Genomic DNA, 23,411 nt, shown 5'->3' on the forward strand with positions numbered 1-23,411 from the left:
CTGACGACGCTGAGTAATTCTTGGTCAAAACAGCGTTTGATATTGTTTCGTAAGACGAACTTTAAGCCGCCGCGGGCACCGCGTGGCGCGACAGGGCCAGCCGGATGGCGTTCAGCAGGGCGTCTGGCTGGATCGGTTTCTGCGCCACCCCGTCCATGCCGGCGGCCAGATACTCGGCCTCGTCGCGCGGGTCGGCGTTGGCGGTCAGGGCCAGGATGGGCACGGCGGACGCGGGGCCGGGCAGGGCGCGGATGGCCCGCGTCGCCGCCACCCCGTCCATCACCGGCATCTTCACGTCCATCAGGATCAGGTCGAAGGGCGCGACCGCAGCCCGCTCCAGCGCCTGTCGCCCGTCGTCAGCCGTCTCGTGGGTGCAACCGAACAATTCCAGCACCTTGCCGGCGACGAAGCGGTTGGCGGCGTGGTCGTCCACCACCAGCACGTGCAGGGTCTCGTGCGTCGTCGGCGCGGCGGCCCGGTCCTCGCCCCGCCGCGCGTCGGCCTCGGCCAGCGGCAGGTGCAGGTCGAAGCGGAAGCGCGCCCCGCCCGACGGCGACCGCTCCAGCGCGAGACGACCCTCCATTCGCTCGACGATCTGACGGCATATGGCCAGGCCCAGCCCTGCGCCCGCGCCCTGCCGCCCGGCCTCGCCGGTGTTGAAGGGCTCGAAGATGGCGACCGCCGCCTCGTCGCTGACGCCCGGCCCGCTGTCATCGACGACGGCGTCGAGCCGCACGCGCCCGTCGTCCAGCCGCGTGCTCAGATTGACCTCGACCGCGCCGACTTGCGTGAACTTCAAGGCATTGCCGATCAGGTTGTTCAGCAACTGCTTCAGCCGCATCTCGTCGCCGACGACCCAGCGGGCGGCGGCCGTGTCCGTGGTCACGCTCAGGCGCAGGGCCTTCTCCTCTGCGCGGGGCCGCCACAGGGCCGAGAGGTCGGCGGCCACGGCGTCCAGATCCAGCGGCGCGGGCTCCAGGGTCAGAACGCCGGCTTCGGCGCGCGACATATCCAGGGCGTCGGTCAGCAGCCGCAGCAGGCTGTTCCCCGAGTCCAGAATGGTGCGGACATAGGGGCGCAGGGCGTCTTGCGTCAGCTCGCGCTCCATCAGGGCGGCCACCCCCAGCACCCCGTTCAGCGGCGTGCGGATTTCGTGGCTCATCACCGCCAGGAACTCGGACTTGGCGCGGCTGGAGGCGCGGGCCTCGGCCTCGGCGCGGACCAGGTTCTGGGCCAGTTCGCTCATGGCCTCGGCGCGGCGCTTGTGAATGGCCACCCCCGCCTGCATGACGTGCAGACCGGCCCCGACCCCGACATAGCGCCCGCGCGAGACGACGATGAAGCCCTTCAACAGGGCGCCCAGCCCCGCCGCGTCCATGGTCTGGAACAGGACGTCGGCCGAGGCGTCGGCCTCGACCATCAGCGGTTCGGGGTCCATCAGGGCCGACACCGGACGCCGCGCATAGAGGGCGCGGCCGAACTCAGCAGCCATCTTCAGGGTGAAGGCGTTGCGCTCGATCAGGCCGACGGGCCGCCCGTCCGCGTCCGCCACGGCGATGACCAGGGTATCCGGCTCGGCCTGAAAGCGGTCGAAGGCCTCGGCGCCCAGGGCCTCGGGCGCCATCGGCGGCGCCGCCTCGACGAAGTCTCCGATCCTGGCCATCTGGTCGCCTCTCCCGCGTTCTGCGAGAGCGCAGTTAGGCGGGCGGCGCTTAACAGCCGATTTGCCGAAAGTGAATGTTTTACAAGGACAATTTGACGAATTGTCCGGGCGCGGAGCTTAAAGCCGAGCCAGCAGCTCCGCCGCAAAACTCGACAGGCTGTCGTCGCGCGCCCCCATGACCACCACCCGGTCGCCGGGGCGGGCCAGGTCCACGATCCGGTCGCCGCAGTCGGCGCGCGTCGCCAGGGCCTCGGCCTGACGCCCCTCGGCGCGTACGCCCGCCGCGATATCCTCGGAGCCCACGCTGCGGTCGGTCGTCCCGCCGTAATAGACCGGCTCGGGCATCAGCAGGACGTCATGCTCGCGCATCAGCCCGGCGAAGCCCGCGATGAACTCATGCTGCATCAGCTTCAGCGGGCCGAAGCCGTGCGGCTGGAACAGGATCAGCAGCCGCCCGTCAAAGGCGTGCAGGGTCTTCAGCGTGGCGGCGATCTTGTCGGGGTTGTGGGCGAAGTCGTCGATGACGGTGACGCCATTCTGCCTCCCCACCACCTCCAGCCGCCGTCGAATGCCGGCGAAGGTCTCCAGCGCCGCGACCGCCGCATCGACCGACACGCCCAGCGCCTTGACCGCGCCGAGCGCCGCCAGCGCATTGGCGACATTGTGCGCGCCGGGGACGTTCAGCACGACCGCACGCGGGGCCTCGCCGCGCACCCGCAGCTCGAAGGCCATGCCGGTCGGCAGGGGCGCCAGGTCATGCGCCGACAGGTCAGCCTCTTCCTCGCCGAGCGCGAAAGTGACGGCCTTGCCCGGCGCCAGTTCCTGCGCCAGCGCCGCCGTCTCGGGATTGTCGAGGTTCAGCACCGCCGTCTGCGCCCGCCCGACGAAGCCGCCGAACAGATCGCGCAGTTCCTCCATCGACTTGTGGTCCAACGAGATGTTGGAGACGACCGCCACGGTGGCGTCATAGCGGGCGATGGAGCCGTCGCTCTCGTCCACCTCGGCCACGAACAGATCGGGTCCCCCGACCAGGGCGCTGGCGAAGGGGTGGTCCGCATCGGCGAAGTTCTTCATCACCGCGCCGTTGACCACGGTCGGCTTGCGGCCCGCCTGATCCAGAATCCAGGCTGTCATGCCGGTGATGGTCGACTTGCCGCTGGTCCCGGCCACGCCGATCGAGGTCGGGGCGGCGTTGAACAGTTCGCTCAGCAGCTGGGGCCGGGTCTTGATCTCTGCGCCCACGCGCTTCGCCGCGCCGATATCGGGCACCGTGTCCTCGACCGCCCCAGTGGCGACCACGATCTGATCGGAGCGGGTCACGCCCGAGCCGTCCTGCGGATGCAGGCTGACGCCGTGGGCGCGCAGCCAGTGGAACTTGTCTGGCGTCCGCCCCTGATCCAGCGCCCGGTCCGAGCCGCTGATGCGGTTCCCTTGCGCCTGAACGATCATGGCCAGGGGCAGCATGCCGGACCCGCCGACGCCGCAGAAGAAATAGTCTTTGTTCATCGGCTTGATTTTGACGCGCGAAACCGGGGAATGTCCGGCGGCCTGACTAGCACGGGCGACGCCGGAGGCCAGCCCCATCCCTATGCCAGAATCCAAGACTGGACCCTTCAAGATCGGCGTCGTCAACGCCAGCTCGCGTCTGGACCCCGAGCGCGGTCAGGCGATCCAGGCCTGGATGGATGCGGCCTATCCGGGCGGCGAGGTGCAGTTGGTCTTCCATCCCCAGACCTTCAACAAGCATGGCCATTTCGGCGGCGACGACGCCACCCGCGCCCGCGCCTTCGTCGAGTTCGCCAATGATCCGCGCCTTAGCGCCCTCTGGTTCGCGCGCGGCGGCTATGGGTCGTGCCGCATCGCCGAGGCGGTCCTGCCGCAGTTGACCGATGTGGCGAGGAAGAAGCGCTACCTCGGCTACTCCGACGCGGGCAGCCTGCTGGCCCTGCTCTACAAGGCGGGCTTTCCTCATGTGGCCCACGGGCCGATGGCTTCGGACGGGGCGCGCCACGACGCGACGGGCCGTCGCGCGGTGGACTGGCTGGTCAGCGGCGACCGCGCCTCGCTGGAGCCGTCCTTGCTGGACGACCCGCGCCCGGCTGTCGCCTTCAATCTGACCATCCTGAATGAACTCGTCGGCACGGCGCTGGAGCCGGACCTGACCGGCCACGTCATCATGCTGGAAGAGGTGTCAGAGGCGCTTTATCGCGTGGACCGGATGATGTTCCATCTGACCGGCCAGGCCTCGATCCGCCGCGCGGCGGGCATCCGCCTGGGCCGGGTTTCGGACGTCACCCCCAACGACCCCGACTTCGGCCTGACGGCGGAGGAGATCGTCCGCTATTGGTGCGAACGCTCGGGCATTCCCTACCTGGGAACCGCCGACATCGGCCACGACCCTGACAACAAGGTGGTTCCGTTCGGTGTGACGCGCTGACCCCTGGCGATCCTCCCCTGCGAAGCGGGGGAGGGGGACCATGCGCAGCATGGTGGAGGGGGCGAGCGTCACCCGCCGTGTTTCGCTGTCTTTAGCGTCAGTCCGTATCCGCCCCCTCCACCGCCTGCGGCGGTCCCCCTCCCCCGTAAACAGGGGAGGATCGAGGACGGTGCTAGCCCTTGAAGGTCAGCCCTTCAGGCCGCGCCTCGAAGCCCGACAGCCGTCCCAGATAACTCATGCCCAGCAGGGACGCCGGCATGTCGGCGTCCACCACCAGGGCCTCGACCGAGGTCAGCCGCACCCCCGCCACCGCCAGCGACGGCAGGACGACCGGCGCCGCCTTCACCGGACCGGCGGCGGTGTTCAGGGTGCGGGTGAAGTCTCCGGCGCCGACGCTGACGCCGGCCTTCTCCGCGTCGGCGCGGCTCAGGGTCACGACGCTGGCGCCGGTGTCCACCAGCATCCGCATGGGCCGACCGTCCACGACCGCCTCGGCCCAGTAATGGCCGTCCGCCGAGCGCACGACCGAAGGCGCGGCGATGGCGGCTTGCGCTTCGCCCGTTCCGTCCATCCAGCGCAAGGCGCCGGCACAGGCCAGCGACGTGGCCAGGGCGGCGGCGAAAACGACAGCAGAGCGCGGATCGATACGGATCATGACCCTACTGTGCCGCAAGGGTCTTGGCAGGCGGTGAAGCGATACGGCGAACGAAAGGTTGACGGCTGAACATCGTTACACGCGACGTTCTTCGTCATCCCGGCCGAAGCCGCAGGCGGAGAGCCGGGACCGCCCAGGACTCCAGGGTCAGCTTTTCTTGTGGTCCCGGATAGCGGCTCTGCCGCTTCCGGGATGACAGCGTAAGGGGACCTACCCGCCCAGCAACACCGGGTCGATCAGCCCCCGCCGCCCCTCCAGCTCGCCCATGATCTTCGCCCGTTCCTCCTCGCTCATCCGGCTCCAGGTCGCGATTTCGGGCAGGGTGCGAAAACAGCCCAGACACAGCCCCGAGGCCCCGTCCACGGTGCAGACCATGACGCAGGGGGTGGCGATGGCGCGCGGCGGTTTGGCGGGCGAGGGGGCGGGCGGCTGGCTCATGTTTTATGACGTGAACACTACAATACGTCCGACATCGGACCAAATTCTTGACTTTTTAACCAAGCGGAGCTATCTAGGACCCTGACGCGAAACGACTATGACGGTGAGATCCCCGATAAGCACGACGCGTCTTCTTTCATCGTTCAACGAAAGGAGACGCCCAAATGAACGACAAGGACCGTAATCTCCAGCACGCCATGATGTCCTTCGCCCTATGGGGCGGGATGCTGGTCAACACGAAGCAGATGAACCCCGCGAACAACCGCGCGGTCAGTCACCCTTCGAACTTCGTGCCCATCACGATCAAACGGCCGCGCGCGTAGTCGCGAGGGTATTTGATCCAAGCCATAAGCCCCGGTCACAACGACCGGGGTTTTTCAATTCCGCTTGCCTTAACCCGCCGCCCCGCTGAAACCGGCTCCATCATCAAGAGGAGCATCGCCATGGGTCTGATCGTCGAGGAGCGCCGCGGCGCGGTCATGGTCTGGACCCTGACGCGGCCCGACCGACTGAACGCCCTGCCGGATCTGGAAGACGGCGAGGCCTTCGCCAAGGCCTGCGAGGCGGTCAACGCCGATCCTTCCATCCGCTGCGTCGTCATGACCGGCGCGGGCCGGGCCTTTTCGGCGGGCGGCGACCTCAAGGCGATGAAGGCGCGCGCAGACCTGTTCGAGGGCTCGGGCGCCGCCATCCGCGAACGCTATCGCCGCGTGGTCCACCGCATCGTGCGTTCGCTGTACGGGCTGGAGGTCCCGCTGATCGCCGCCGTCAACGGCCCGGCCATGGGTCTCGGCTGCGACATCGCCGGGCTCGGCGACATCCGCATCGCCTCGGACCGCGCCAGCTTCGGCGTGCCCTTCATGAAGCTGGGCATCATCCCCGGCGACGGCGGCTCCTGGCTGCTGCCGCGCAACGTCGGCTATGTCCGCGCCGCCGAAATGCTGTTCACCGCCCGATCCATCGACGCCGAAACCGCCGACCAGTGGGGCTTGGTCAACCGCGTGGTCCCGCATGACACTCTGATGGACGAGGCCATGATCACGGCCAACCAGATCGCCGCCCAGCCGCCCCAGGCCCTGCGCATGGCCAAGAGCCTGCTGCGCCAGGGCCGCGACATGAACTTCGATCAGATGCTGGAGCTGTCAGCGGCCATGCAGGCCCTGGCCCATTTGACTGAGGACCACATCGAGGGCGTGACGGCGGTGCTGGAGAAGCGGCCTGGGGAATTCAGCGGCCGCTAACCGGCGATTGCAAAGCTCCTTGTCCTACCGCCTTTCCTTGCCGTCATTCCGGGACGCGAAGCGGACCCGGAATCCAGGCGGCAGATATATCGCGTCCATGTCGGGACCAGGCGTCTGGGCCCCGGATCGCCCCTCCGGGACGTCCGGGGTGACGGAGTAGGGGCGCCGACACCCTGGTGCTGACTTTGGGTGGGCCAACAAAAAAGGGGCGCCTCGCAGCGCCCCTTTTCGTGTTCAGTGTCGCGAACCCCTACCGCTTGGCCGGCGTCTGCATAGAGCGGGTGGCCGGCACTCCGACGACGCTGTCGGCGCGCTTGGCGCCGGCGGTTTCGCCCGGCTTCATGAACTTGACCAGGACGCGCTGGCCGATCAGCAGCGGCGCGTCGTTGACGGCCACAACCACTTCGACCACGCGCTCGTCCGACCGCTGCGAAGGATCGTCCGAGGCCAGCTTGCGGGCGCCGAAGACGGCGGCGCGGCGCAGGACCTTGCCGACATAGACCTTCGACGGGTCGCCTTCAGGGGTGATCTCGACGGCCTGATCGGTGGTGATGTTCGGAATGTCGGCCTCGACGATTTCGGCGCGGGCGATGCGCGGGGCGTCGGGCTCCAGATCGAACATGTTCGACACGTTCAGGGTCGAGGCGCCGGCGCCGGGGTTGGCGTAGCGGCGCACGATACGGCCGTCCTGCGGGGCGCGGATGACGGTCAGCTCGACGTTATAGGCGGCCTGGTCGCGGCGGGCGCGGGCGGTCTGGATGGCCGACTGCTGGGCGGCGAGGCGGGCCTGGGCCGAGGCGATGGCGTCGCGGGCCTGGTCCAGCCGCTGGGCGGCGACGAAGTTGGTCGAAACCAGCTTCTGCAGCCGGTCGTACTCGCGCTGGGCGGTGTTGATCTCGACGTTGATCAGGCGCAGCTGGCTTTCGGCCTGGGCCACGTCGGCGGCCGCGCTTTGCAGCGACAGGCGCGGCTCGTCGTCTTCCTGACGGGCCAGGATCTGGCCGGCTGTGACCCGGTCGCCTTCCTGCACCAGGACTTCACGCACCACGCCGCCGCGACGGGCCGCGATCTGGATGATGCCGCCCTCGATGTCGATCTTGGCGTTGGCGATGGCCGCATAGGGGCTCTCGACCTTCTTCTCGGCGGCGGCGGTCGCTTCCGCCTTCTTGGCGGCGCTGGCCTTCTGGAACAGGCCGAAGCCGACGACGAGCGCGATCAGCAGCACGAGGCCGATCCAGAGCCATTTGTTTTTCAGGAAAGCGGGCATGTGAGGCGTCCTTGAGGATCGGTGTTCAGTGCGAGGCCAGAACGGCGTCGGGATTGGGGGTGCGGCGCTGATCGTCGATGATCACGCCGTCTTCGATGTGGATGACCCGGTCGGCCCAGGCCTCCAGACGCGGGTCGTGGGTCACGCAGATGACCGCCGCGCCATGCTCGGTGGCGGCCCGGCGCAGCAGCTTGATGACTACCTGGCCGTTCTCGCCGTCCAGAGCCGATGTCGGCTCGTCGGCGAACAGGATCTGCGGGTCCTTGGCCAGGGCGCGGGCGATGGCGACGCGCTGCTTCTCGCCGCCGGACAGGGCCGCCGGGCGCTGATGCAGGCGATGGCCCAGGCCGACCTCCTCCAGCGCCAGGGTGGCGCGCTTCTTCGCCTGGTCCGGGGTCAGGCCCTGGAACTTCAGCACCGTCGTCACCTGTTGCAGGGCGCTGAGCGACGGAAACAGGTTGAAGCCCTGGAAGATGAAGCCGCAGTGATCCAGCCGGAACTTGTCGATCTTGCCTGACGAGAAGGACCACATGTCATCCATGTCCAGGGCGTCGACCCGGCCCGCTTCGGGCTTCAACAGACCCGACAGGGCGGCGATCAGCGTCGACTTGCCCGAACCGGACGGCCCCATGACCATGGTCAGGTCGCCGTGACGGGCGTCGAAATCCACGCCCTTCAGCACCTCGACATAGTTCTTCCCGGACTTGAACCGCTTGACCAGACCCTTGGCCTCGATGGCGAACGCGCCATGCCGGCCTTGAACCTTAGTATGCCCAAAAGTCATCGTGTTCATCGCAACAGGTCCGCAGGTTGGCTCTTCTTGAGGATGCCCATCGACAGGAAGCCCGACAGCATGGCGATGGCGATCAGACCGCCGCCCACCACGATCAGCAGGGGCAGGGGCAGGGCGATGATGACGGCCTTGGACAGGGCGAACAGCGACAGCAGCCAGGTCAGGCCGATGGCGGCGGCGACGCCGACCACCCCGACCCAGAAGCTCAGCTCCATGACGATCCGACGCAGGCTTCCCATGCCCACGCCCAGGGCGCGCAGCGAGGCGAACTCCTTGATGTTGGCCATGATGGCCCCGCGCAGGGTCTGCCAGGTGATGGCCACGCCGATGATGATGCCCAGCACGACGCAGCCGCCGATGATGATGACCAGGATGCCTTCCTCGAACATGGCGCCGGCGTTGGCGTCAGCCAGTTCCTGACGGGTCCAGGCCTTCCACTGGCCGTTGCCCATGGCGTTCAGCTGGGCGGCGACGATCTTGGATTGCGACGGGTCGCGCAGCTTGATCATCAGCGGACCGACGCGCGGGCCGGTGTCGGCCTGACCGACCATGCGCAGGGTGTCGCGCGACATGACCACGCCCGGCTGCATCATGTTGGGATAGCCGCGGGTGACGCCGACGACGGTGACGGTCTGACCGTTGTACAGGGCCTTGTCGCCCAGCTTGACACCCAGGGTCGTCAGCGCCGTTTCATCGATCGCGACGGTGTAGGGCTGACGCAGGGCGTCGACCAGTTCGCGCGAATAGTCGGTCGGAATGGTGACTGAGCCGGGCGTGGTGTCGATGATGCTGGACTGAACGAATTTCTGACGCGGCGCGCCCTGCTTGGCGCGCTCGGCCTGGCTGCGGGTCGGGTCGACCTCCTTGATCGATTGGAAGGTCCCGCCGGCGCCGTCCAGAGGTTGAACCTCGACCACGGCCGGGTGATTGTAGGCCAGCGGAATGAAGCGGCGCGGCACGCCCGACGGCCCGCCGATCAGGCTCTTGGCCCCCGGCTGCATGATGATGACGTCGGCGGCCGAGCGTTCGATCTGGGCGGTGAAGCCCTTGCCGATGCCGATGAAGACCCCGGTCATCGCCAGCACGAGCAGACCCGAAAGGGCCAGCGCCATGACGGCGGCCATATAACGTCGCCACTCAAAGAGCAGCGTGGATAGCGCGAGTGACATGACGCGTCTCAAACCCCTGACTTGCAGCGTTATCTGAGGCCGCGCCGGGCCGGGGCCAAGTTAAATCGGGGTAAGGGTTCCGCTTCCCCCGGACGCGCAGCGGGACTATGGGGGCTTGAGGCCCGTCCCTGGACGGCGCTAGTTACACAATAACAGACGCGAGGCGCCGGGCCTTGCGCGCCGGGAGAGCCCCATGTCGCTTCGTCGCACCTTTTCCTTCACCGCCTCATTGGCTGCCCTGGGGGTCGCCGCCGCCGTGACCGGCGCGACCGCCACCCCGGCGCTCGCCGACGAGGGCATGTGGACCTTCGACAACTTCCCGATCCAGACGGTCAACGACAAGTACGGCACCCGCATCGACCAGTCGTGGCTGGACGGCGTGCGCAGCGCCGCCGTGCGCCTGCAAGGCTGCTCGGCCTCGTTCGTCTCGGGCGAAGGCCTGATCCTGACCAACCACCACTGCGTCATCTCCTGCGTCCAGGACCTGTCCACGGCCCAGAACGACTACGTCAAGAACGGCTGGATGCCCGCCACCCGTGAAGAAGAGAAGACCTGCCCCGGCCAGACCGCCGAGGTCCTGACCGACATCACCGACGTGACCGAGCGCGTGCTGGGCGCCGGCGCCGGCCTGGAAGGCTCGGCCTTCGTCGCTGCCCGCGCCGCCGAGATCGACAAGATCCAGAAGGACGCCTGCGGCGACGACCGCAAGCTGACCTGCCAGGTCATCAGCTTCTATCGCGGCGGCAAGTACGCCCTGTATCAGTTCCGCAAGTACGAAGACGTGCGCCTCGCCTTCGCGCCGGAGTTCCAGGCGGCCTTCTTCGGCGGCGACCCGGACAATTTCAACTTCCCCCGCTACGCCCTCGATGCCGCCTTCCTGCGCGCCTATGAGGACGGCAAGCCGGTCGCCACGCCGAACCACCTCAAGTGGAACCCCAACGCGCCCAAGGAAGGCGAAGTCACCTTCGTCGCCGGCAACCCCGGCTCGACCTCGCGTCTGCTGACCATGAGCCAGCTGGAGCGTCTGCGCGACCAGCAGATCCCGACCACCCTGATCCAGAGCTCGGAACTGCGCGGCCGCCTGACCGAATATTCGACCCAGGGCGACGAGGAGAAGCGCGTCTCGGTGGACCCGATCTTCGGCCTGGAGAACGGTTTCAAGGTCAACTACGGCCAGCTGGGCGCCCTGACCGACCCGGCCTTCATGGGCAAGAAGCGCCAGGAAGAGGCCGAGCTGCGTCAACGCGTCGCCGCCGACCCGGCCCTGGCCGAACGCATCGGCGATCCGTGGGCGGACCTGGAAAAGGTCCAGTCGACGGCTCGCGACCTCTACATGCCCTACCGCCAGCTGGAAGGTAACGCCGGCGGCGGTTCGACCCTCTATTCTTACGCCCGCGCCATCGTCCGCGCGTCGAAGGAACGCGCCAAGCCGGTCGCCGAACGCCGCGCCGGCTACGCCGACAGCGACATCGCCGCCCTGGGCCGTCGCCTGGCCTCGGAAGCCCCGATCGCCAAGGGCGTCGAGGAGATCCAGCTGTCCTTCTGGCTGTCCAAGACCCGCGAATACCTGACCGTGGACAACGCCAACGTGAAGGCGATGCTGGGCCGCGAAAACCCCGAGGGCATCGCCGCCAAGCTGGTTGAGACCAAGCTGATCGACCCGGCCTTCCGCGCCGAAGCCCTGGCCATGACGCCGGAACAGCTGGCCGCCTCGGGCGACCCGATGATCGCCTTCGTCCTGGCCAATGACGACGCGGCCCAGGCCGTCCGCACCCAGTGGGACGCGGGCGTCAACGGCCCGACCGCCCGCGCCGCCGAAAAGGTCGCCCAGGCCCGCTTCGCCGTCTATGGCGACAACCTCTACCCCGACGCGACCTTCAGCCTGCGCCTGTCCTATGGCCAGGTGAAGGGCTGGACCTATCGCGGCGTGACCGTGCCGGCCTTCACCTACATGGGCGGCCTGTATGAGCGCGCCACCGGCGCCGAGCCGTTCAACGCGGCCCAGCGCTTCGTCGACGCCGAGAGCCGCATCAACAAGAACGTCGTCTATGACTTCGTCTCGACCAACGACATCATCGGCGGCAACTCCGGTTCGCCGGTGATCAACGCCAAGGGTGAAGTGATCGGCGCCGCCTTCGACGGCAACATCCACTCGCTCGGCGGCTCGTTCGGCTACGACGGCGAACTGAACCGCACGGTGACGGTCTCGACCGCCGCCGTCACCGAGGCCCTGCGCAACGTCTACAACCAGCCGCGCCTCCTGCGCGAACTGGGCGTGACGCGCTAAGCGACTGCGTCTTTCCTCCCCATTCCATGGGGAGGGGGACCACGTAGTGGTGGAGGGGGCGGCGCAAACGCCAGCCGTGGAGTCGCCCCCTCCGTCACGTCGCCTTCGGCTCCGCGCCACCTCCCCATCGCTGCGCGACAGGGAGGAAAGATACGCCCCCGTCTGACGCAGCGCCCTGCTAGCTTCTCTCTTGATCCGCGCCGCCGATTTCAGACTATTCAGACGAATTGGACTCTGTTTTTTCCTCGCCAGAGTCTGAACCAGGAGTTCTCCATGCGTCACATGTTCTTCGCCTCGGCCGCCGTCCTGGCCTTCGCCGCCGCCACCTCCGCCAAGGCAGAGGAAGGCATGTGGACCTACGACAACTTCCCCATCGCCCGCGCCAACCAGACCCTGGGCACGAACATCGACCAGGCCTGGCTCGACAAGGTCCGCCTGTCGTCGGTCAAGTTCGGCGGCTGCTCGGCGGGCGTCATCTCCGGCGAAGGCCTGGTGATGACCAACAACCACTGCGTCGCCACCTGCGTCGCCAACCTGTCCACGCCCCAGCTGCAATACGCCGAGACCGGCTTCACGCCGAAGAGCCGCGAGGAAGAGCTGAAATGCCCCGGCGGCTCGGCCGAGATCCTGACCGAGATCGTCGACGTCACCGAACGCGTGCAGAAGGCGGGCGCGGGTCTGGACGGCCAGGCCTTCACCCAGGCGCGTGAGGCCGAGGCTGGCCGCATCGAAACCGAGAACTGCGGCGATGATCCCAAGATCCGCTGCCAGGTCGTCAGCCTCTATCGCGGCGGCCAGTTCAAGCTCTACAAGTTCCGCAAATACTCCGACGTGCGCCTGGCCTGGGCCCCGGAAGACCGCGCCGCGACCTTCGGCGGCGACCTCGACAACTTCTCCTTCCCGCGCTTCGCCATCGATGCGGCCTTCATCCGCCTGTACGAAGACGGCAAGCCCGCCCTGACCCCGACCCACTTCACCTGGAACCCCAACAAGCCGACCGAGGGCGAGCCCGTCTTCGTCACCGGCAACCCCGGCTCGACCCAGCGCCTGCTGACCCAGTCGCAGCTGATGACCATCCGCGACGTGGTCCTGCCGCTGGACCAGCTGATCGCCTCCGAGCTGCGCGGCCGTCTGATCCGCTACTCGGAAGAGGGCGAGGAACAGGCCTTCATCGCCATGGACCCCATCGTCGGCGTCGAGAACACCTACAAGCGCGGTCGCGGCCGCATGGCGGCCCTGATCGACCCCGCCTTTATGGCCGCCAAGGCCGAGGCCGAGGCCGACTTCCGCGCCCGCGCCGCCGGCGGCGCCGCCGATCCCTGGGCGACGCTGGACGCCGTTCAGCCCCTGGCCCGCGAGCTCTACGCCCCCATGGCCCTGCTGGAAGGCGGCACCGGCATGGGCACGACCTCGGTCGCGGGCGGCTCGCCCCTGTTCCAATGGGCGCGGGCCATCGTGCGCGGCGCTCAGGAACGCGCCAAGCCGTCGGATCAGCGTCTGGCCGAGTATGCCGACAGCCGCCTGCCGGGCGTGCAATCCGGCCTCTTCGCCGAACGCCCGACCTACCCGGAGCTGGAGCAGATCCGTCTGGAATGGTGGCTGTCCAAGACCCGCGAATGGCTGACCGTCGACAGCCCCTATGTCCGCACCCTGCTGGGCAAGGAAAGCCCCGAAGCCCTGTCGGCCCGCCTGATCACCGGCACCAAGCTGGCTGATCCCGCCGTACGCCGCGCCCTGTGGGAAGGCGGTCTGCCCGCCGTCCAGGCCTCGACCGACCCCCTGATCCAGTACGTCCTGGCCATCGACGCCGACGCCCGCGCCGTGCGCAAAACGTGGGATGACAAGGTCAAGGCCCCGACCGACCGCGCCTCGGAACAACTGGCCGCCGCCCGCTTCGCCGCCTATGGCGACGCCGTCTATCCCGACGCCACCGGCACGCTCCGCCTGACCTACGGTCGGGTCGAGGGCACGGATGTCCCGGGCCAGCGCATCGGCGCCTTCACCACCTTCGCCGGTCTGTGGGACCGCGCGACGGGGGCCGAGCCCTTCAACGTCGCGCCCAAGCTGCTGGCCGCCAAGGACCGCATCGACCCCAATGCGGTGATGAACATGGCCGTCTCGTCCGACACCATCGGCGGCTCGTCGGGCTCGCCCGCCGTCAACGCCAAGGGCGAGATCATCGGGGCCAACTTCGACTCCACCGTCCTGACCCAGCGCAACGCCTACGGCTATGACCGCAACGTCAATCGCAGCGTCATCGTCACCACCCAGGCCGTGACCACGGCCCTGCGCGACGTCTACGGCATGGATCACCTGATCGCGGAACTCGGGGTCAAATGACCGCGACGACCTTCCGCCCCGCCGCGTCTTCGGACGTGGCGGGGCTGCACCGCCTGGTCGAAAGCGCCTATCGCGGCGACAGCGCCAAGGTGGGCTGGACCCATGAGGCCGACCTTCTGGGCGGCCAGCGCACCGATCAGGCTGAGCTGCGCGACATCCTCGCCGACCCTAGCCGGGTCATCCTGCTGGCCGAGGTCGACGGCGTCCTGACCGGCTGCGTCCAGGTGGCGGATCAGGGCGAAGGCCTGGCCTATCTCGGCCTGCTGACCGTCGATCCGACCCGTCAGGCGGGCGGTCTGGGCCGCCGGCTGATCGAGGCCGCCGAGGCCGAGGCCGTCGCCCGCTTCGCCGCGACCCGCATGGAGATGACTGTCATCCGCCAGCGGACCGAATTGATCGCTTGGTACGAACGGCGCGGCTATCGCCTGACCGGCGAAACCCGGCCCTTCCCCCTGGACGACGAACGCTTCGGCTTGCCGCAGACCCGCGAACTCGAGTTCGTGGTCATGGACAAGGCGCTCCAATAAAAAACCCTCTCCCGGCGGGAGAGGGCTTGAGCCTCGGATAGCCGAAGGCGATCCGCAAGGCGAAAGGGTGAGGGGCTATGGTTCCAGTCGGCGGCAGCCGTGGCGCGGGCGGCGCGCGCCGACGGATATCGGCGACCCTCATCCGGCCCTTCGGGCCACCTTCTCCCACCGGGAGAAGGGACCGACTAAGGGCTGCTTACAGATCCCGCATCTGCTTCTGGGCGGCGTTGAAATACTGCCAGCCGGTCCACAGGGTGATGAGGGCGGCCAGCCAGATCAGGGTGTCCGAGAACAGCTGGAAGTGGGGCAGGTAGTCAAACGGCAGGCCCCATCCGTCCCAGTTGCGGGCGAACAGCTGGCAGCCCAGGGCCACCATCTGCAGGGTCGTCTTCCACTTGGCGGCCAGGGTGACGGGCAGGGTGACGCGCCCGGCCATGGTTTCGCGCAGGGCCGAGACGGCGAACTCGCGGAACAGGATCAGGCCGCAGGGGATGATGATCTGCTGCACCGAGCCGCTCGTCAGCACGCCCAGGATGGCGCCCGTGACCAGGATCTTGTCGGCGATGGGGTCCAGAATGGCGCCCCAGCGCGTCTCGGCGTTCCAGCGCCTTGCCAGATAGCCGTCGATCCAGTCCGTCGAAGCGGCGATGACGAAGATCCAGAAGCCCGTCCGGTACATGGCGAACTGGTCGTCTGGGCTCAGCATGGCCGAGACGAAGGGGAAGCCGCTGGTGGCGCCGGCCAGCAGCAGGAACATGACCACGCCCGCCGCCAGACGGATGCCGGTCAGGATGTTCGGGATCGGGTTGGCTTTGTGGGCAGAAGTCATCATCACGTCCATTGCAACGCCTGAGGGTGTGGCACGGTTCGCCACAAGAGGCGAGGGCGGCGACTTGTCCCCCTCAGCGGAGGCTCAGCCCAGGCGCTCGAACCGCTTGGCGCTGGTCAGCTTGGACAGGATGCCGTCGGCGATGCCGAAGTGCAGGCCGCTGAGCACCAGATCGCCCGCCGCCTCGCGCGCGGCGATCCAGGGGAAGGTGCGCAGGTTGTCGATCGACAGGCGCACCACGGTCTCCTCGGCCACCCGCTCGACCTGATCGGCGGGGAAGTCCTCGACCACGCGGCGCACGGTCGGGGCGGCTTGCTCGACCCAGGGGGCGACGAAGTCCTGGCAGTTGGCGGGTGAGCCTTTCAGCATGGCGTTCACGCCGCCGCAGAAGGCGTGGCCCATGACCACGATCCGCTTGACCTGAAGCACGTTGACGCCGAACTCCAGCGCCGCCGAGACGCCGTGCAGCTTGCCGTCGGGCTCATAGGGCGGAACCAGGTTGGCGACGTTGCGCACCACGAACAGCTCGCCCGGCGCCGTGTCGAAGATCAGGGCCGGATCGGCGCGGCTGTCGGAACAGGCCACGACCAGGGTGTGCGGCTTCTGGCCGTTGGCGGCCAGGGCCTCATACTCGGCGCGCTCGGCGGGCCAGCGGTTCTGGCGGAAGCGGCGATAGCCGTCGGTGAGTTCATCGGTCATGAGCGCCTTCCTAAACCCGCAGCGGTTTAAGGCTCAAGTCCCGATCAGGACTTGTGGAAGAAGCCGTGGATGCGCTCGGCCAGGGGCTGGTTGATGCCGGGGACCTTGACCAGGTCGGCGACCGAGGCCCGTCCGACGCCCTTGGCCGAGCCGAAGGCGTGCAGCAGGGCCTTCTTGCGCCCCGGCCCGACGCCCTCGATCTCGTCCAGCGGGTTCTTGGTGATGTCCATCGAGCGACGCTTGGCGTGGGCGCCGTTGGCGAAACGGTGGGCCTCGTCGCGCAGCCGCTGGATGTAGTAGAGGGCCGGCGACTTCAGCGGCAGCATGAAGGGCGGCTTGCCGGGCATGAAGAAATGCTCCTTGCCCGCGTCGCGATCCGGCCCCTTGGCCACGCCGACGGCGGTGATGTCGTCCACGCCCAGGTCAGCCAGCACCGCCAGCACCTCGGCCAGCTGCCCCGCGCCGCCGTCGATCAGCAGCAGATCCGGGCGTTCCACCGCCTCGCCCGCCTCCTCGTCCTTGACCATCTTGCCGAAGCGCCGGCGCATGACCTCGCGCATCATGCCGTAGTCGTCGCCGGGGGTCAGGTCGTCGCCGCGGATGTTGAACTTGCGGTACTGGTTCTTGCGGAAGCCCTCGGGTCCGGCGACGATCATGCCGCCGACCGCATTGGTCCCTTGGATATGGGCGTTGTCATAGACCTCGATCCGCTCAGGCCGGGCGTCCAGACCGAAGGCCTCGCACACCTCGTCTAGGATTTTCGACGTGGCCGAATTCTCGGCCATCTTGCGGCCCAGGGCCTCGCGGGCGTTGGTCAGGGCGTGATCGACCAGGCTGAGCTTGCCGCCGCGCAGGGGACGGGCGATCTCCACCTTGTGTTCGGCCTTCATCGAGAAGGCGGCTTCCAGCAGCTCCAGCTCGTGCGGGCGGACGTTGGACAGGATCAGGCGCGGGATCGGCTTGTCCTCGTAGAACTGGCCGAGGAAGGCGGCGAGGATTTCGGGGTCGCTGTCCGTCTTGTCCACACGCGGGAAATAGGCGCGCCCGCCCCAGTTCTGGCCGGCGCGATAGAAGAAGACCTGGACGCAGGCCTGACCGCCCTCGGCGTGCAGGGCGAAGACGTCGGCCTCGGCCACGCCGTCGGCGTTGACGCTGTTCTCCATGGAAATGGCCGACAGGGCGCGGATGCGGTCGCGCACCCGGGCGGCGGTCTCGAAGTCCATCTCGTCGGACGCCGCCTGCATCTCCTGCGACAGGCGGCTGATCACCGTCCGCGACTTGCCGCGCAGGAAGGCCTCGGCCTCGTTCACCAGTTCGGAGTAGTCCTCCAGCGAGATCAGGCCGGTGCAGGGGGCCGAGCAGCGCTTGATCTGGTGCAGCATGCAGGGCCGCGTCCGGGTCTCGTAGACGCTGTCGGAGCACGAGCGCAGCAGGAAGGCCTTCTGCAAGGTGTTCAGGGTGTGGTTGACCGCCCAGGTCGAGGCGAAGGGGCCGAAGTAGTCGCCCGGAATGGTGTGGGCGCCGCGATGCTTCCGCACCTGGGGCGCGCGGTGGTCGCGCCGGATCATCAGCTCGGCGAAGGACTTGTCATCGCGCAACAGGACGTTGAAGCGCGGCTTCAGCTTCTTGATGAAGTTGGATTCGAGCAGCAGGGCCTCGGTCTCCGAGGCCGTGACCACCAGCTCCATCGAGCGGGTCAGGGACACCATCAGGCCGATGCGTTGGGTGTGGAAGCGCCCCTGCGCATACTGGATGACGCGCTTCTTCAGCGACTTGGCCTTGCCGACATAGAGGCAGGTCCCGTCCTCGCCGTACATGCGATAGACGCCGGGCTTGTCAGGCGCGCGGCGCGCCTCGTCGGCGATCAGCTCTGCGGCTTGCAACGGCAGCGGAGCCTCGGTCTCCCCGGGCATGTCAGTCGTCTCGTCGGTCATCGCGCGGGATATAGGCTCAGGACCGGCGAACCAGAACCACGCCGCCGATCACCAGGGCGACCCCGGCGATGCGGCCCAGGCTCAGAGGCTGTTTCTCGACGCCCAGGGCGCCGAAATGGTCGAGGATCAGGCTGAGCGCCAGCTGGCCCGCGATCATCAGGGTGATGGTGGTCGCCACGCCGAGGCGCGGCACGCCCCAGGCGGCGGACACCACGAAGGCGCAGCCATAGAGCCCGCCCATCCACGCCCACCACGGCAGGGCCTTCATCGCGCCGACGTCCGGCCGCGTCTGCAAGGCCAGGGCCAGGCAGCCCAGCGCCACGGTGCCGACCGCGAAGGAGATGAAGGCGGCGTTCACCGGCGAGCCGACCGCCGTGACCAGCTTGGCGTTGGTCGGACCCTGCAAGGCCGTGGCGGCGCCCGCCATCAGCAAGGTCAGAAAGACGAGGATGGGAACCTGCATGCGGGGTCTCTACCAGTTCGGATCGGCGGGCGCGCCGCCGAAGATCTCGGCCAGGCGGTCGCGGGTGGCGCGGGTCGTATCCTCGGGCAGGGAGTCGGGGGCGAACCAGCCGATCTCGGCGATCTCGCCATGGCTGGTACGCTCGGTCAGGTCGAAGGCGTCGATGGCGAAGACCAGGACGTGATCGCCCGGAAAGAAACGCTCGTTGGAGTGGACCGAGATCAGGCGGGGCTCGGCCTTGGCGATCAGCCCCGCCTCTTCGCGCAGTTCGCGGACCACGGCAGCCTGGGTCGTCTCGCCCTTGTCCACCCCGCCGCCCGGCAGCCACCAGCCGTGCAGATAGGTGTGCTTAACCAGCAGCACCCGACCCTCGCCGTCGACCGCCAGTCCGCGCACGCCCAGCGTCATGCCCCGCCGCATCCGCGAGACGGCGAAGAAGATGGGTCGGGTAAAGGGCTCGATTCGGGTGCGCCAGGTGGTCATGAGGCGACGATAGGCTTTGGCGGGGCGGCTTGAACAGTCGCGCCTGTGCCTCTATGCGAAGCTTTGAACAGGAGCCTTCCCATGCTGGCCATCGCCATCATCTTCGCCTTCATCGCCGTCATCGCCGCCGTGAACTTCTTCGAGTTCGGCCGGGTTGACTGAATCTGCTGCCGGCGCGGGCAGGTTCGACTGGCGTCACGCCGGGGACCATGTTCGCGTCCTGTTGTCGGATGTGGCGGTCGATGTGCGTATCGGCCTGCACCCGTGGGAGCGGCACCCTGAGCGCCCCACGCGGCTGATCGTCAATGTCGAGATGTTCGCCGCCTGGCCTTTGGCGCAGGGCGACTTCATCGATTACGACCGGGTGCGCGATCACATCAACGGCTGGCGCGGACGTGAGCACGTCGAGCTGCTGGAAACCCTGGTCGAGGAACTGATCGGCGTCTGTTTCGCCCTGCCGCCGGTCGAGGCCTGCCGGGTGCGGATCACCAAGCCGGACATCTTTCCCGAAGCCGCCGGCGCGGGCGTGGAAATCTTCCGCCGCAGGCCGGGCTGAATGAACGAGCCCCTGAACAAGGTGGTGCTGATCACCGGCGCCGCGCGCCGCGTCGGCGCCGGGATCGCGCGGACTCTGGCCGAGGCGGGCTGGGACGTGGCCGTCCATCATCGCGGCGGGGCGGACGAGGCCGCCGCCCTCGTTGCCGAGCTGAGCGCCAAGGGCGTGCGGGCTGCGGCTTTTCAGGCGGACCTGAATGAGACGAGCGAGCGTGACGGCCTGATCGACCGGGTGGTCGGCCATTTCGGGCGGATCGACGCCCTGATCAACAACGCCTCCCTGTTCCGCTATGATACCCTGGCGACCCTGACCGAGGCGTCGTGGGCCGAGCATCTGGCCTCGAACCTGACCGCGCCGGTCTTCCTGATCCGCGACTTCGCGAGGGCCATCGAGGCGGCGGGCGGGCAGGGCGTGGTGGTCAATATCCTGGATCACAAGGTGGATAGTCCGAACCCGGACTTCTTCGCCTATACGGCGGGCAAGGTCGGTCTGGCGGGGCTGACGCGGACCCTGGCCATGGGACTGGCGCCCCGCATCCGGCTGTGCGGCGTCTCGCCCGGTCTGATCCTGCGCAGCGGCGAGCAGACCGAGGCCGAGTACGAAGCCGCCTGGCGCGACACCCCGCTGGGGCGCGGCGCCTCGCTGGAGGACGTGGCCCGCACGGTGCGCTTCGTGCTCGAAACGCCCAGCCTGACGGGGCAGAACCTGACCATCGACGGGGGCGAGAGCCTGATCGGTCGCGGGCGGGACGTAGCCTTTGACGGGATTCCGCTTCCCTGAGGCGGCCTTTACTTCGCCGCCGTCACGGTGTTGATGCGCGAACCCTTCGCGGCGCCTATATGGGGCGACTGCGTTTTCGGAACCCTTGCCTCTGATGCCTGCCGCCCAGTTCACCCGCCGCTTCTCGATGGCGCACCGGCTGATCGCCGATGCGGGGTCCAAGTGCGCCGTGCCGCACGGGCACAATGAGTTCGTCAAGGTGACGCTGGAGCCGACGGCCGAGATCGCCTTCGGCCAGTCGAACCACGCCGCCTCGTTCGAGACCCTGAAGCGGCGCTGGCACGGCTTTGTCGACCGCAGCCTGGACCATGCCTTCCAGCTGAACCGCGCCGACCCGCTGCTGGACTGGTTCCAGACGCATGAGCCGCAGCGGCTGAACCAGGTCCTGACCATTGACGGCGACCCCACGACCGAGGCCCTGGTCATCGCGCTCTGGCGCAAGCTGGAGGCCATCCTCAAGGCCGAGGGCCTGCCTTTCCGCCTGGCCGAACTGGCCATCGAGGAGACGCCGACCAATACCGTGCTGACGCGCGGCCTGACCGAGGCCGAGCGGGCCTGGAAGCTGGGCGACTGGTGCGACCGGGCTGATTTCAGCATCAATGACCTTCTGCCGCCGGAGACCTGGTCGTGAGCGCCGTCGTCACCCCCTTGCCCTTGTCCGAGCCGCGCCGTCTGGGCCTGACCGTGCTGGTGCGCGGTCTGGAGGTTCAGGCCGCCATCGGGGTCCACGCCCATGAGCATGGCCGGCTGCAGCCCCTGTTCGTGGACGTCGAACTGGACCTGGGCGCCGGGCCGATCAACCGTCTGTCCGATACGCTGGACTATGAGGGCGTGGCCCGGATCGCGCGGGAACTGGCGGGCGGCGAGCATATCGCCCTGGTCGAGACCTTCGCCGAGCGGGTGGCTCTGGCCTGTCTGGCGGATCATCGCGTGCTGGCGGTCAAGGTGCGGGTCGAAAAGCCCGGCGCCATTCCCGGCGCGGCGGCGGCGGGCTGCGAAGTCGCCTATTCGCGCTGAGGCCGGTTGCGCGGGGCGTTGCGTCCCGCCATTGTCGCGCCTCGTTCAAGAGGTTCCGATGGTCCAGTCCGGCGATTACAGCAGCAACAGCGCGGCGGTCTCGCCTGACCTGACCAGCCTCTATGTCGGATACGCCCTGATCCTGTTCGCCGTGCCGACCTTCGGCGTGGCGGCGGCGATCGGCCTGTTGCGGATGTGGCGCAAGCCTGCACCCGCCGAGCCGGTGGCGCGCAGCCATTTCATCTTTCAGCAGCGGACCCTGACGGCCGCCGTGGCCGCCATCGTCGGCGGGGTGGTGCTGATCCTGATCAACGTCGGGGTCTTCGTCCTGTTCGTCATGGCGGTGTGGACCATCGTGCGCGGCGCCCTGGGTCTGAAGGACCTGCTGGAAGGCCGCGCCATCCGTCATCCCCTTCGTCTCTTTTACTAAAGGCCCGTCATGACTGATCAGATTTCCCAGGCGCGCGGCAATGGTCGGGACGGGGCGGTTCTGGCCTGGATCCTCTATATTCTGTCGATCCCCAGCGCCAATCTGCTGGTGCTGGCGGGGCTGGTCGTGGCCTATGCCTGCCGGGGATCGGCGACGGGGCTGGCGGCCCAGCATATCGAGGCGCAGATCAAGCTGTTCTGGTCGGTCTTCTGGATCACCGTGGTGCTGTGGGGGCTGATCGCGGTCAGCGCCGTGGCCTCCTTCCTGTTGATCGGCATTCCCTTCCTGCTGCTGTTCGGACTTCTTTTGCTGCTGGTGTCGATCTGGTTCACGGTGAAAAGCGTTCTGGGTCTGCTGGCCCTGCTGAACGATCGGCCGGCCTGATTTCAGGAGCCCTCATGACCGCCTTCCGCGACCAGCCCGCCGACCGCCGCTTCCAGCAGGAGTTCGCCGACGCGGACGGGAACGAGCATCCCGTCTGGGCCGAATATGCGGTGCGCGGCCACGCCCGGGTCATCCTGCACGTCGAGGCCCATCCGGCCCTGCGCGGCACGGGGGCGGCGGGGAAGCTCATGCAGGCGATGGCCGAGCACGCCCGCGCCGAGAAGCTGACCCTGGTGCCGCATTGCAGCTATGCGGTGGCCTGGCTCAAACGCCACCCTGAGTTTTCCGACATCGTCGGCTGAGGCCGACCCCTGTCGTCATCCCGGAAGCGGCGCAGCCGCTATCCGGGACCGCAAGAAGGGCTGACGGCGGCGTCCTGGGCGGTCCCTGCTCTACGCTTCGCTTCGGCCGGGATGACGGTGAAGACAGGGCGCATATGCGCTCAAGCAGCGAGGCTCCGCGAGCCGAGCGATAGCGCCCTTCATCTGCGCGCAAGCAGCGAGCGACCGCGTCGCTCGCGTTATCGCCCTTCAAGCCATCATGGATGGCTCTTGGCGATGATGGCCTTCATGGTCTCGGCCTTGACCGGCAGGTCCTGGCCGAGGCGCTGGGCCAGTTCGCGGGCGCCGACGGGGTAGGCGTCGCCGCCCTCGGCGATTTCGCGGGCCATGTCGGCGGCTTTCAGCAGGACCTCTTCCAGGGCCTCGACCTGTTCGAGCGCCAGGGCGCGCGCCTCGGCCTGGAGGCGCTTGACGCGCTCGGCGGTGGTCTCTGGCGCACGCATCAGGTCATAGACCTCGGCCTCGGGAGAGGAGACGACCCGCAGGTTGGGACGGTCGTCGGATTCTGGACTGTTCGATTTCGACATGATGCACCCTTCGACACGATAATGCCGCAATTTCTGCACCGTTCCCTGACTCATCTGAGGGAGGCGCGGAGTTTTGCGCTTCTGTGGCGCCCAAGCCTCAGGCCTGGGCGGTCCAGGGCGGATCGGGGAGGGGCGGGGACGGGTCATGATG

26 protein-coding genes are annotated in these 23,411 nt (G+C 68.0%); 13 read left to right on the forward strand and 13 right to left on the reverse strand.

The window, feature by feature from the left end; translation table 11 throughout:
- Nucleotides 1–61 precede the first annotated feature (61 nt).
- Both HX774_RS05855 and murC read right to left on the reverse strand, forming a co-directional pair.
- Nucleotides 62–1,663 carry an ATP-binding protein gene (locus tag HX774_RS05855; RefSeq protein ID WP_178825083.1) on the reverse strand — a complete coding sequence of 534 codons (1,602 nt, stop codon included), beginning with the start codon at nt 1,661–1,663 and terminating at the stop codon, nt 62–64.
- 117 nt (nt 1,664–1,780) lie between these two features.
- Nucleotides 1,781–3,169 (reverse strand): UDP-N-acetylmuramate--L-alanine ligase, encoded by a 1,389-nt coding sequence (murC, locus tag HX774_RS05860; protein WP_178825085.1) that lies wholly within the window; start codon nt 3,167–3,169, stop codon nt 1,781–1,783.
- An 82-nt stretch (nt 3,170–3,251) separates the two neighbouring features.
- Here murC and HX774_RS05865 point away from each other — a divergent pair, with 82 nt between their 5' ends.
- Nucleotides 3,252–4,100: an LD-carboxypeptidase gene (locus tag HX774_RS05865; RefSeq protein ID WP_178825087.1), complete on the forward strand. Its 849-nt coding sequence runs from the start codon at nt 3,252–3,254 to the stop codon at nt 4,098–4,100.
- 172 nt (nt 4,101–4,272) lie between these two features.
- Here the strand turns inward: HX774_RS05865 and HX774_RS05870 are convergent, their stop codons facing one another.
- Nucleotides 4,273–4,755 carry a TIGR02281 family clan AA aspartic protease gene (locus tag HX774_RS05870; protein ID WP_178825089.1) on the reverse strand — a complete coding sequence of 161 codons (483 nt, stop codon included), beginning with the start codon at nt 4,753–4,755 and terminating at the stop codon, nt 4,273–4,275.
- A 210-nt stretch (nt 4,756–4,965) separates the two neighbouring features.
- Nucleotides 4,966–5,193, reverse strand: a complete 228-nt coding sequence (locus HX774_RS05875) for a DUF1289 domain-containing protein (protein WP_255500133.1) — start codon at nt 5,191–5,193, stop codon at nt 4,966–4,968.
- Between the two features lie 164 nt (nt 5,194–5,357).
- On the opposite strand from HX774_RS05875, the gene HX774_RS05880 reads away from it, so the two are divergent.
- The gene (locus HX774_RS05880) at nt 5,358–5,516 is read left to right on the forward strand and encodes a hypothetical protein (protein ID WP_170136955.1); all 159 of its coding nucleotides are present in this window, start codon (nt 5,358–5,360) and stop codon (nt 5,514–5,516) included.
- Nucleotides 5,517–5,636: 120 nt separating this feature from the next.
- Complete coding sequence (locus tag HX774_RS05885) at nt 5,637–6,434, forward strand: crotonase/enoyl-CoA hydratase family protein (protein WP_178825091.1); 798 nt, start codon at nt 5,637–5,639, stop codon at nt 6,432–6,434.
- A gap of 250 nt (nt 6,435–6,684) precedes the next feature.
- Here HX774_RS05885 and HX774_RS05890 read toward each other — a convergent pair whose 3' ends face one another.
- The 3 genes from HX774_RS05890 to HX774_RS05900 are packed head-to-tail and all read right to left on the reverse strand — an operon-like array spanning nt 6,685 to nt 9,663.
- Nucleotides 6,685–7,701, reverse strand: a complete 1,017-nt coding sequence (locus tag HX774_RS05890) for an HlyD family secretion protein (RefSeq protein WP_178825093.1) — start codon at nt 7,699–7,701, stop codon at nt 6,685–6,687.
- Between the two features lie 25 nt (nt 7,702–7,726).
- Complete coding sequence (locus HX774_RS05895) at nt 7,727–8,494, reverse strand: ABC transporter ATP-binding protein (RefSeq protein ID WP_370523351.1); 768 nt, start codon at nt 8,492–8,494, stop codon at nt 7,727–7,729.
- Complete coding sequence (locus HX774_RS05900; RefSeq protein WP_178825095.1) at nt 8,491–9,663, reverse strand: ABC transporter permease; 1,173 nt, start codon at nt 9,661–9,663, stop codon at nt 8,491–8,493. Before HX774_RS05900 ends, HX774_RS05895 begins: the two co-directional genes overlap by 4 nt.
- A gap of 193 nt (nt 9,664–9,856) precedes the next feature.
- On the opposite strand from HX774_RS05900, the gene HX774_RS05905 reads away from it, so the two are divergent.
- The 3 genes from HX774_RS05905 to HX774_RS05915 all read left to right on the forward strand — a co-directional run bounded on the left by HX774_RS05905 (nt 9,857) and on the right by HX774_RS05915 (nt 14,817).
- Nucleotides 9,857–11,950: a S46 family peptidase gene (locus HX774_RS05905; RefSeq protein ID WP_178825098.1), complete on the forward strand. Its 2,094-nt coding sequence runs from the start codon at nt 9,857–9,859 to the stop codon at nt 11,948–11,950.
- A 273-nt stretch (nt 11,951–12,223) separates the two neighbouring features.
- On the forward strand, nt 12,224–14,290 hold the full coding sequence (locus HX774_RS05910; protein WP_178825100.1) for a S46 family peptidase: 2,067 nt from the start codon (nt 12,224–12,226) through the stop codon (nt 14,288–14,290).
- A complete protein-coding gene (locus HX774_RS05915) occupies nt 14,287–14,817 on the forward strand; it encodes a GNAT family N-acetyltransferase (RefSeq protein ID WP_178825102.1) in 531 nt (176 codons plus the stop codon). Before HX774_RS05910 ends, HX774_RS05915 begins: the two co-directional genes overlap by 4 nt.
- A 196-nt stretch (nt 14,818–15,013) precedes the next feature.
- Here HX774_RS05915 and pgsA read toward each other — a convergent pair whose 3' ends face one another.
- The 5 genes from pgsA to HX774_RS05940 form a co-directional block, all read right to left on the reverse strand.
- Nucleotides 15,014–15,646, reverse strand: a complete 633-nt coding sequence (gene pgsA / locus HX774_RS05920; protein WP_178825120.1) for a CDP-diacylglycerol--glycerol-3-phosphate 3-phosphatidyltransferase — start codon at nt 15,644–15,646, stop codon at nt 15,014–15,016.
- An 84-nt stretch (nt 15,647–15,730) separates the two neighbouring features.
- The gene (locus HX774_RS05925; protein ID WP_178825122.1) at nt 15,731–16,345 is read right to left on the reverse strand and encodes a carbonic anhydrase; all 615 of its coding nucleotides are present in this window, start codon (nt 16,343–16,345) and stop codon (nt 15,731–15,733) included.
- 44 nt (nt 16,346–16,389) lie between these two features.
- Nucleotides 16,390–18,279, reverse strand: coding sequence for an excinuclease ABC subunit UvrC (gene uvrC / locus HX774_RS05930; RefSeq protein ID WP_178825124.1), 1,890 nt, complete (start codon nt 18,277–18,279; stop codon nt 16,390–16,392).
- Nucleotides 18,280–18,295: 16 nt separating this feature from the next.
- Entirely contained in the window at nt 18,296–18,742 is a 447-nt protein-coding gene (locus tag HX774_RS05935; protein ID WP_178825126.1) for a DMT family transporter, read from the reverse strand.
- A 9-nt stretch (nt 18,743–18,751) separates the two neighbouring features.
- Nucleotides 18,752–19,225: an NUDIX domain-containing protein gene (locus HX774_RS05940; RefSeq protein WP_178825128.1), complete on the reverse strand. Its 474-nt coding sequence runs from the start codon at nt 19,223–19,225 to the stop codon at nt 18,752–18,754.
- A gap of 154 nt (nt 19,226–19,379) precedes the next feature.
- On the opposite strand from HX774_RS05940, the gene HX774_RS05945 reads away from it, so the two are divergent.
- From HX774_RS05945 to HX774_RS05975, 7 genes are all read left to right on the forward strand, one after another.
- Complete coding sequence (locus HX774_RS05945; protein WP_178825130.1) at nt 19,380–19,781, forward strand: dihydroneopterin aldolase; 402 nt, start codon at nt 19,380–19,382, stop codon at nt 19,779–19,781.
- Nucleotides 19,782–20,561 carry an SDR family oxidoreductase gene (locus HX774_RS05950; RefSeq protein ID WP_178825132.1) on the forward strand — a complete coding sequence of 260 codons (780 nt, stop codon included), beginning with the start codon at nt 19,782–19,784 and terminating at the stop codon, nt 20,559–20,561.
- Between the two features lie 94 nt (nt 20,562–20,655).
- A complete protein-coding gene (locus HX774_RS05955; RefSeq protein ID WP_178825134.1) occupies nt 20,656–21,192 on the forward strand; it encodes a 6-carboxytetrahydropterin synthase in 537 nt (178 codons plus the stop codon).
- Entirely contained in the window at nt 21,189–21,578 is a 390-nt protein-coding gene (gene folB / locus HX774_RS05960; RefSeq protein ID WP_114817271.1) for a dihydroneopterin aldolase, read from the forward strand. Before HX774_RS05955 ends, folB begins: the two co-directional genes overlap by 4 nt.
- A 58-nt stretch (nt 21,579–21,636) precedes the next feature.
- Nucleotides 21,637–22,008 carry a serine/threonine protein kinase gene (locus HX774_RS05965; RefSeq protein ID WP_178825136.1) on the forward strand — a complete coding sequence of 124 codons (372 nt, stop codon included), beginning with the start codon at nt 21,637–21,639 and terminating at the stop codon, nt 22,006–22,008.
- A 9-nt stretch (nt 22,009–22,017) separates the two neighbouring features.
- Nucleotides 22,018–22,392: a hypothetical protein gene (locus HX774_RS05970; RefSeq protein ID WP_114817269.1), complete on the forward strand. Its 375-nt coding sequence runs from the start codon at nt 22,018–22,020 to the stop codon at nt 22,390–22,392.
- Between the two features lie 14 nt (nt 22,393–22,406).
- Nucleotides 22,407–22,694 (forward strand): GNAT family N-acetyltransferase, encoded by a 288-nt coding sequence (locus HX774_RS05975; protein WP_178825138.1) that lies wholly within the window; start codon nt 22,407–22,409, stop codon nt 22,692–22,694.
- A gap of 236 nt (nt 22,695–22,930) precedes the next feature.
- On the opposite strand, the gene HX774_RS05980 is transcribed toward HX774_RS05975, so the two are convergent.
- The gene (locus tag HX774_RS05980) at nt 22,931–23,260 is read right to left on the reverse strand and encodes a hypothetical protein (RefSeq protein WP_114817267.1); all 330 of its coding nucleotides are present in this window, start codon (nt 23,258–23,260) and stop codon (nt 22,931–22,933) included.
- Nucleotides 23,261–23,411: the final 151 nt, after the last annotated feature.

This window comes from Brevundimonas sp. P7753, assembly GCF_013386595.1.
Classification (GTDB): Bacteria; Pseudomonadota; Alphaproteobacteria; order Caulobacterales; family Caulobacteraceae; genus Brevundimonas; species Brevundimonas bullata.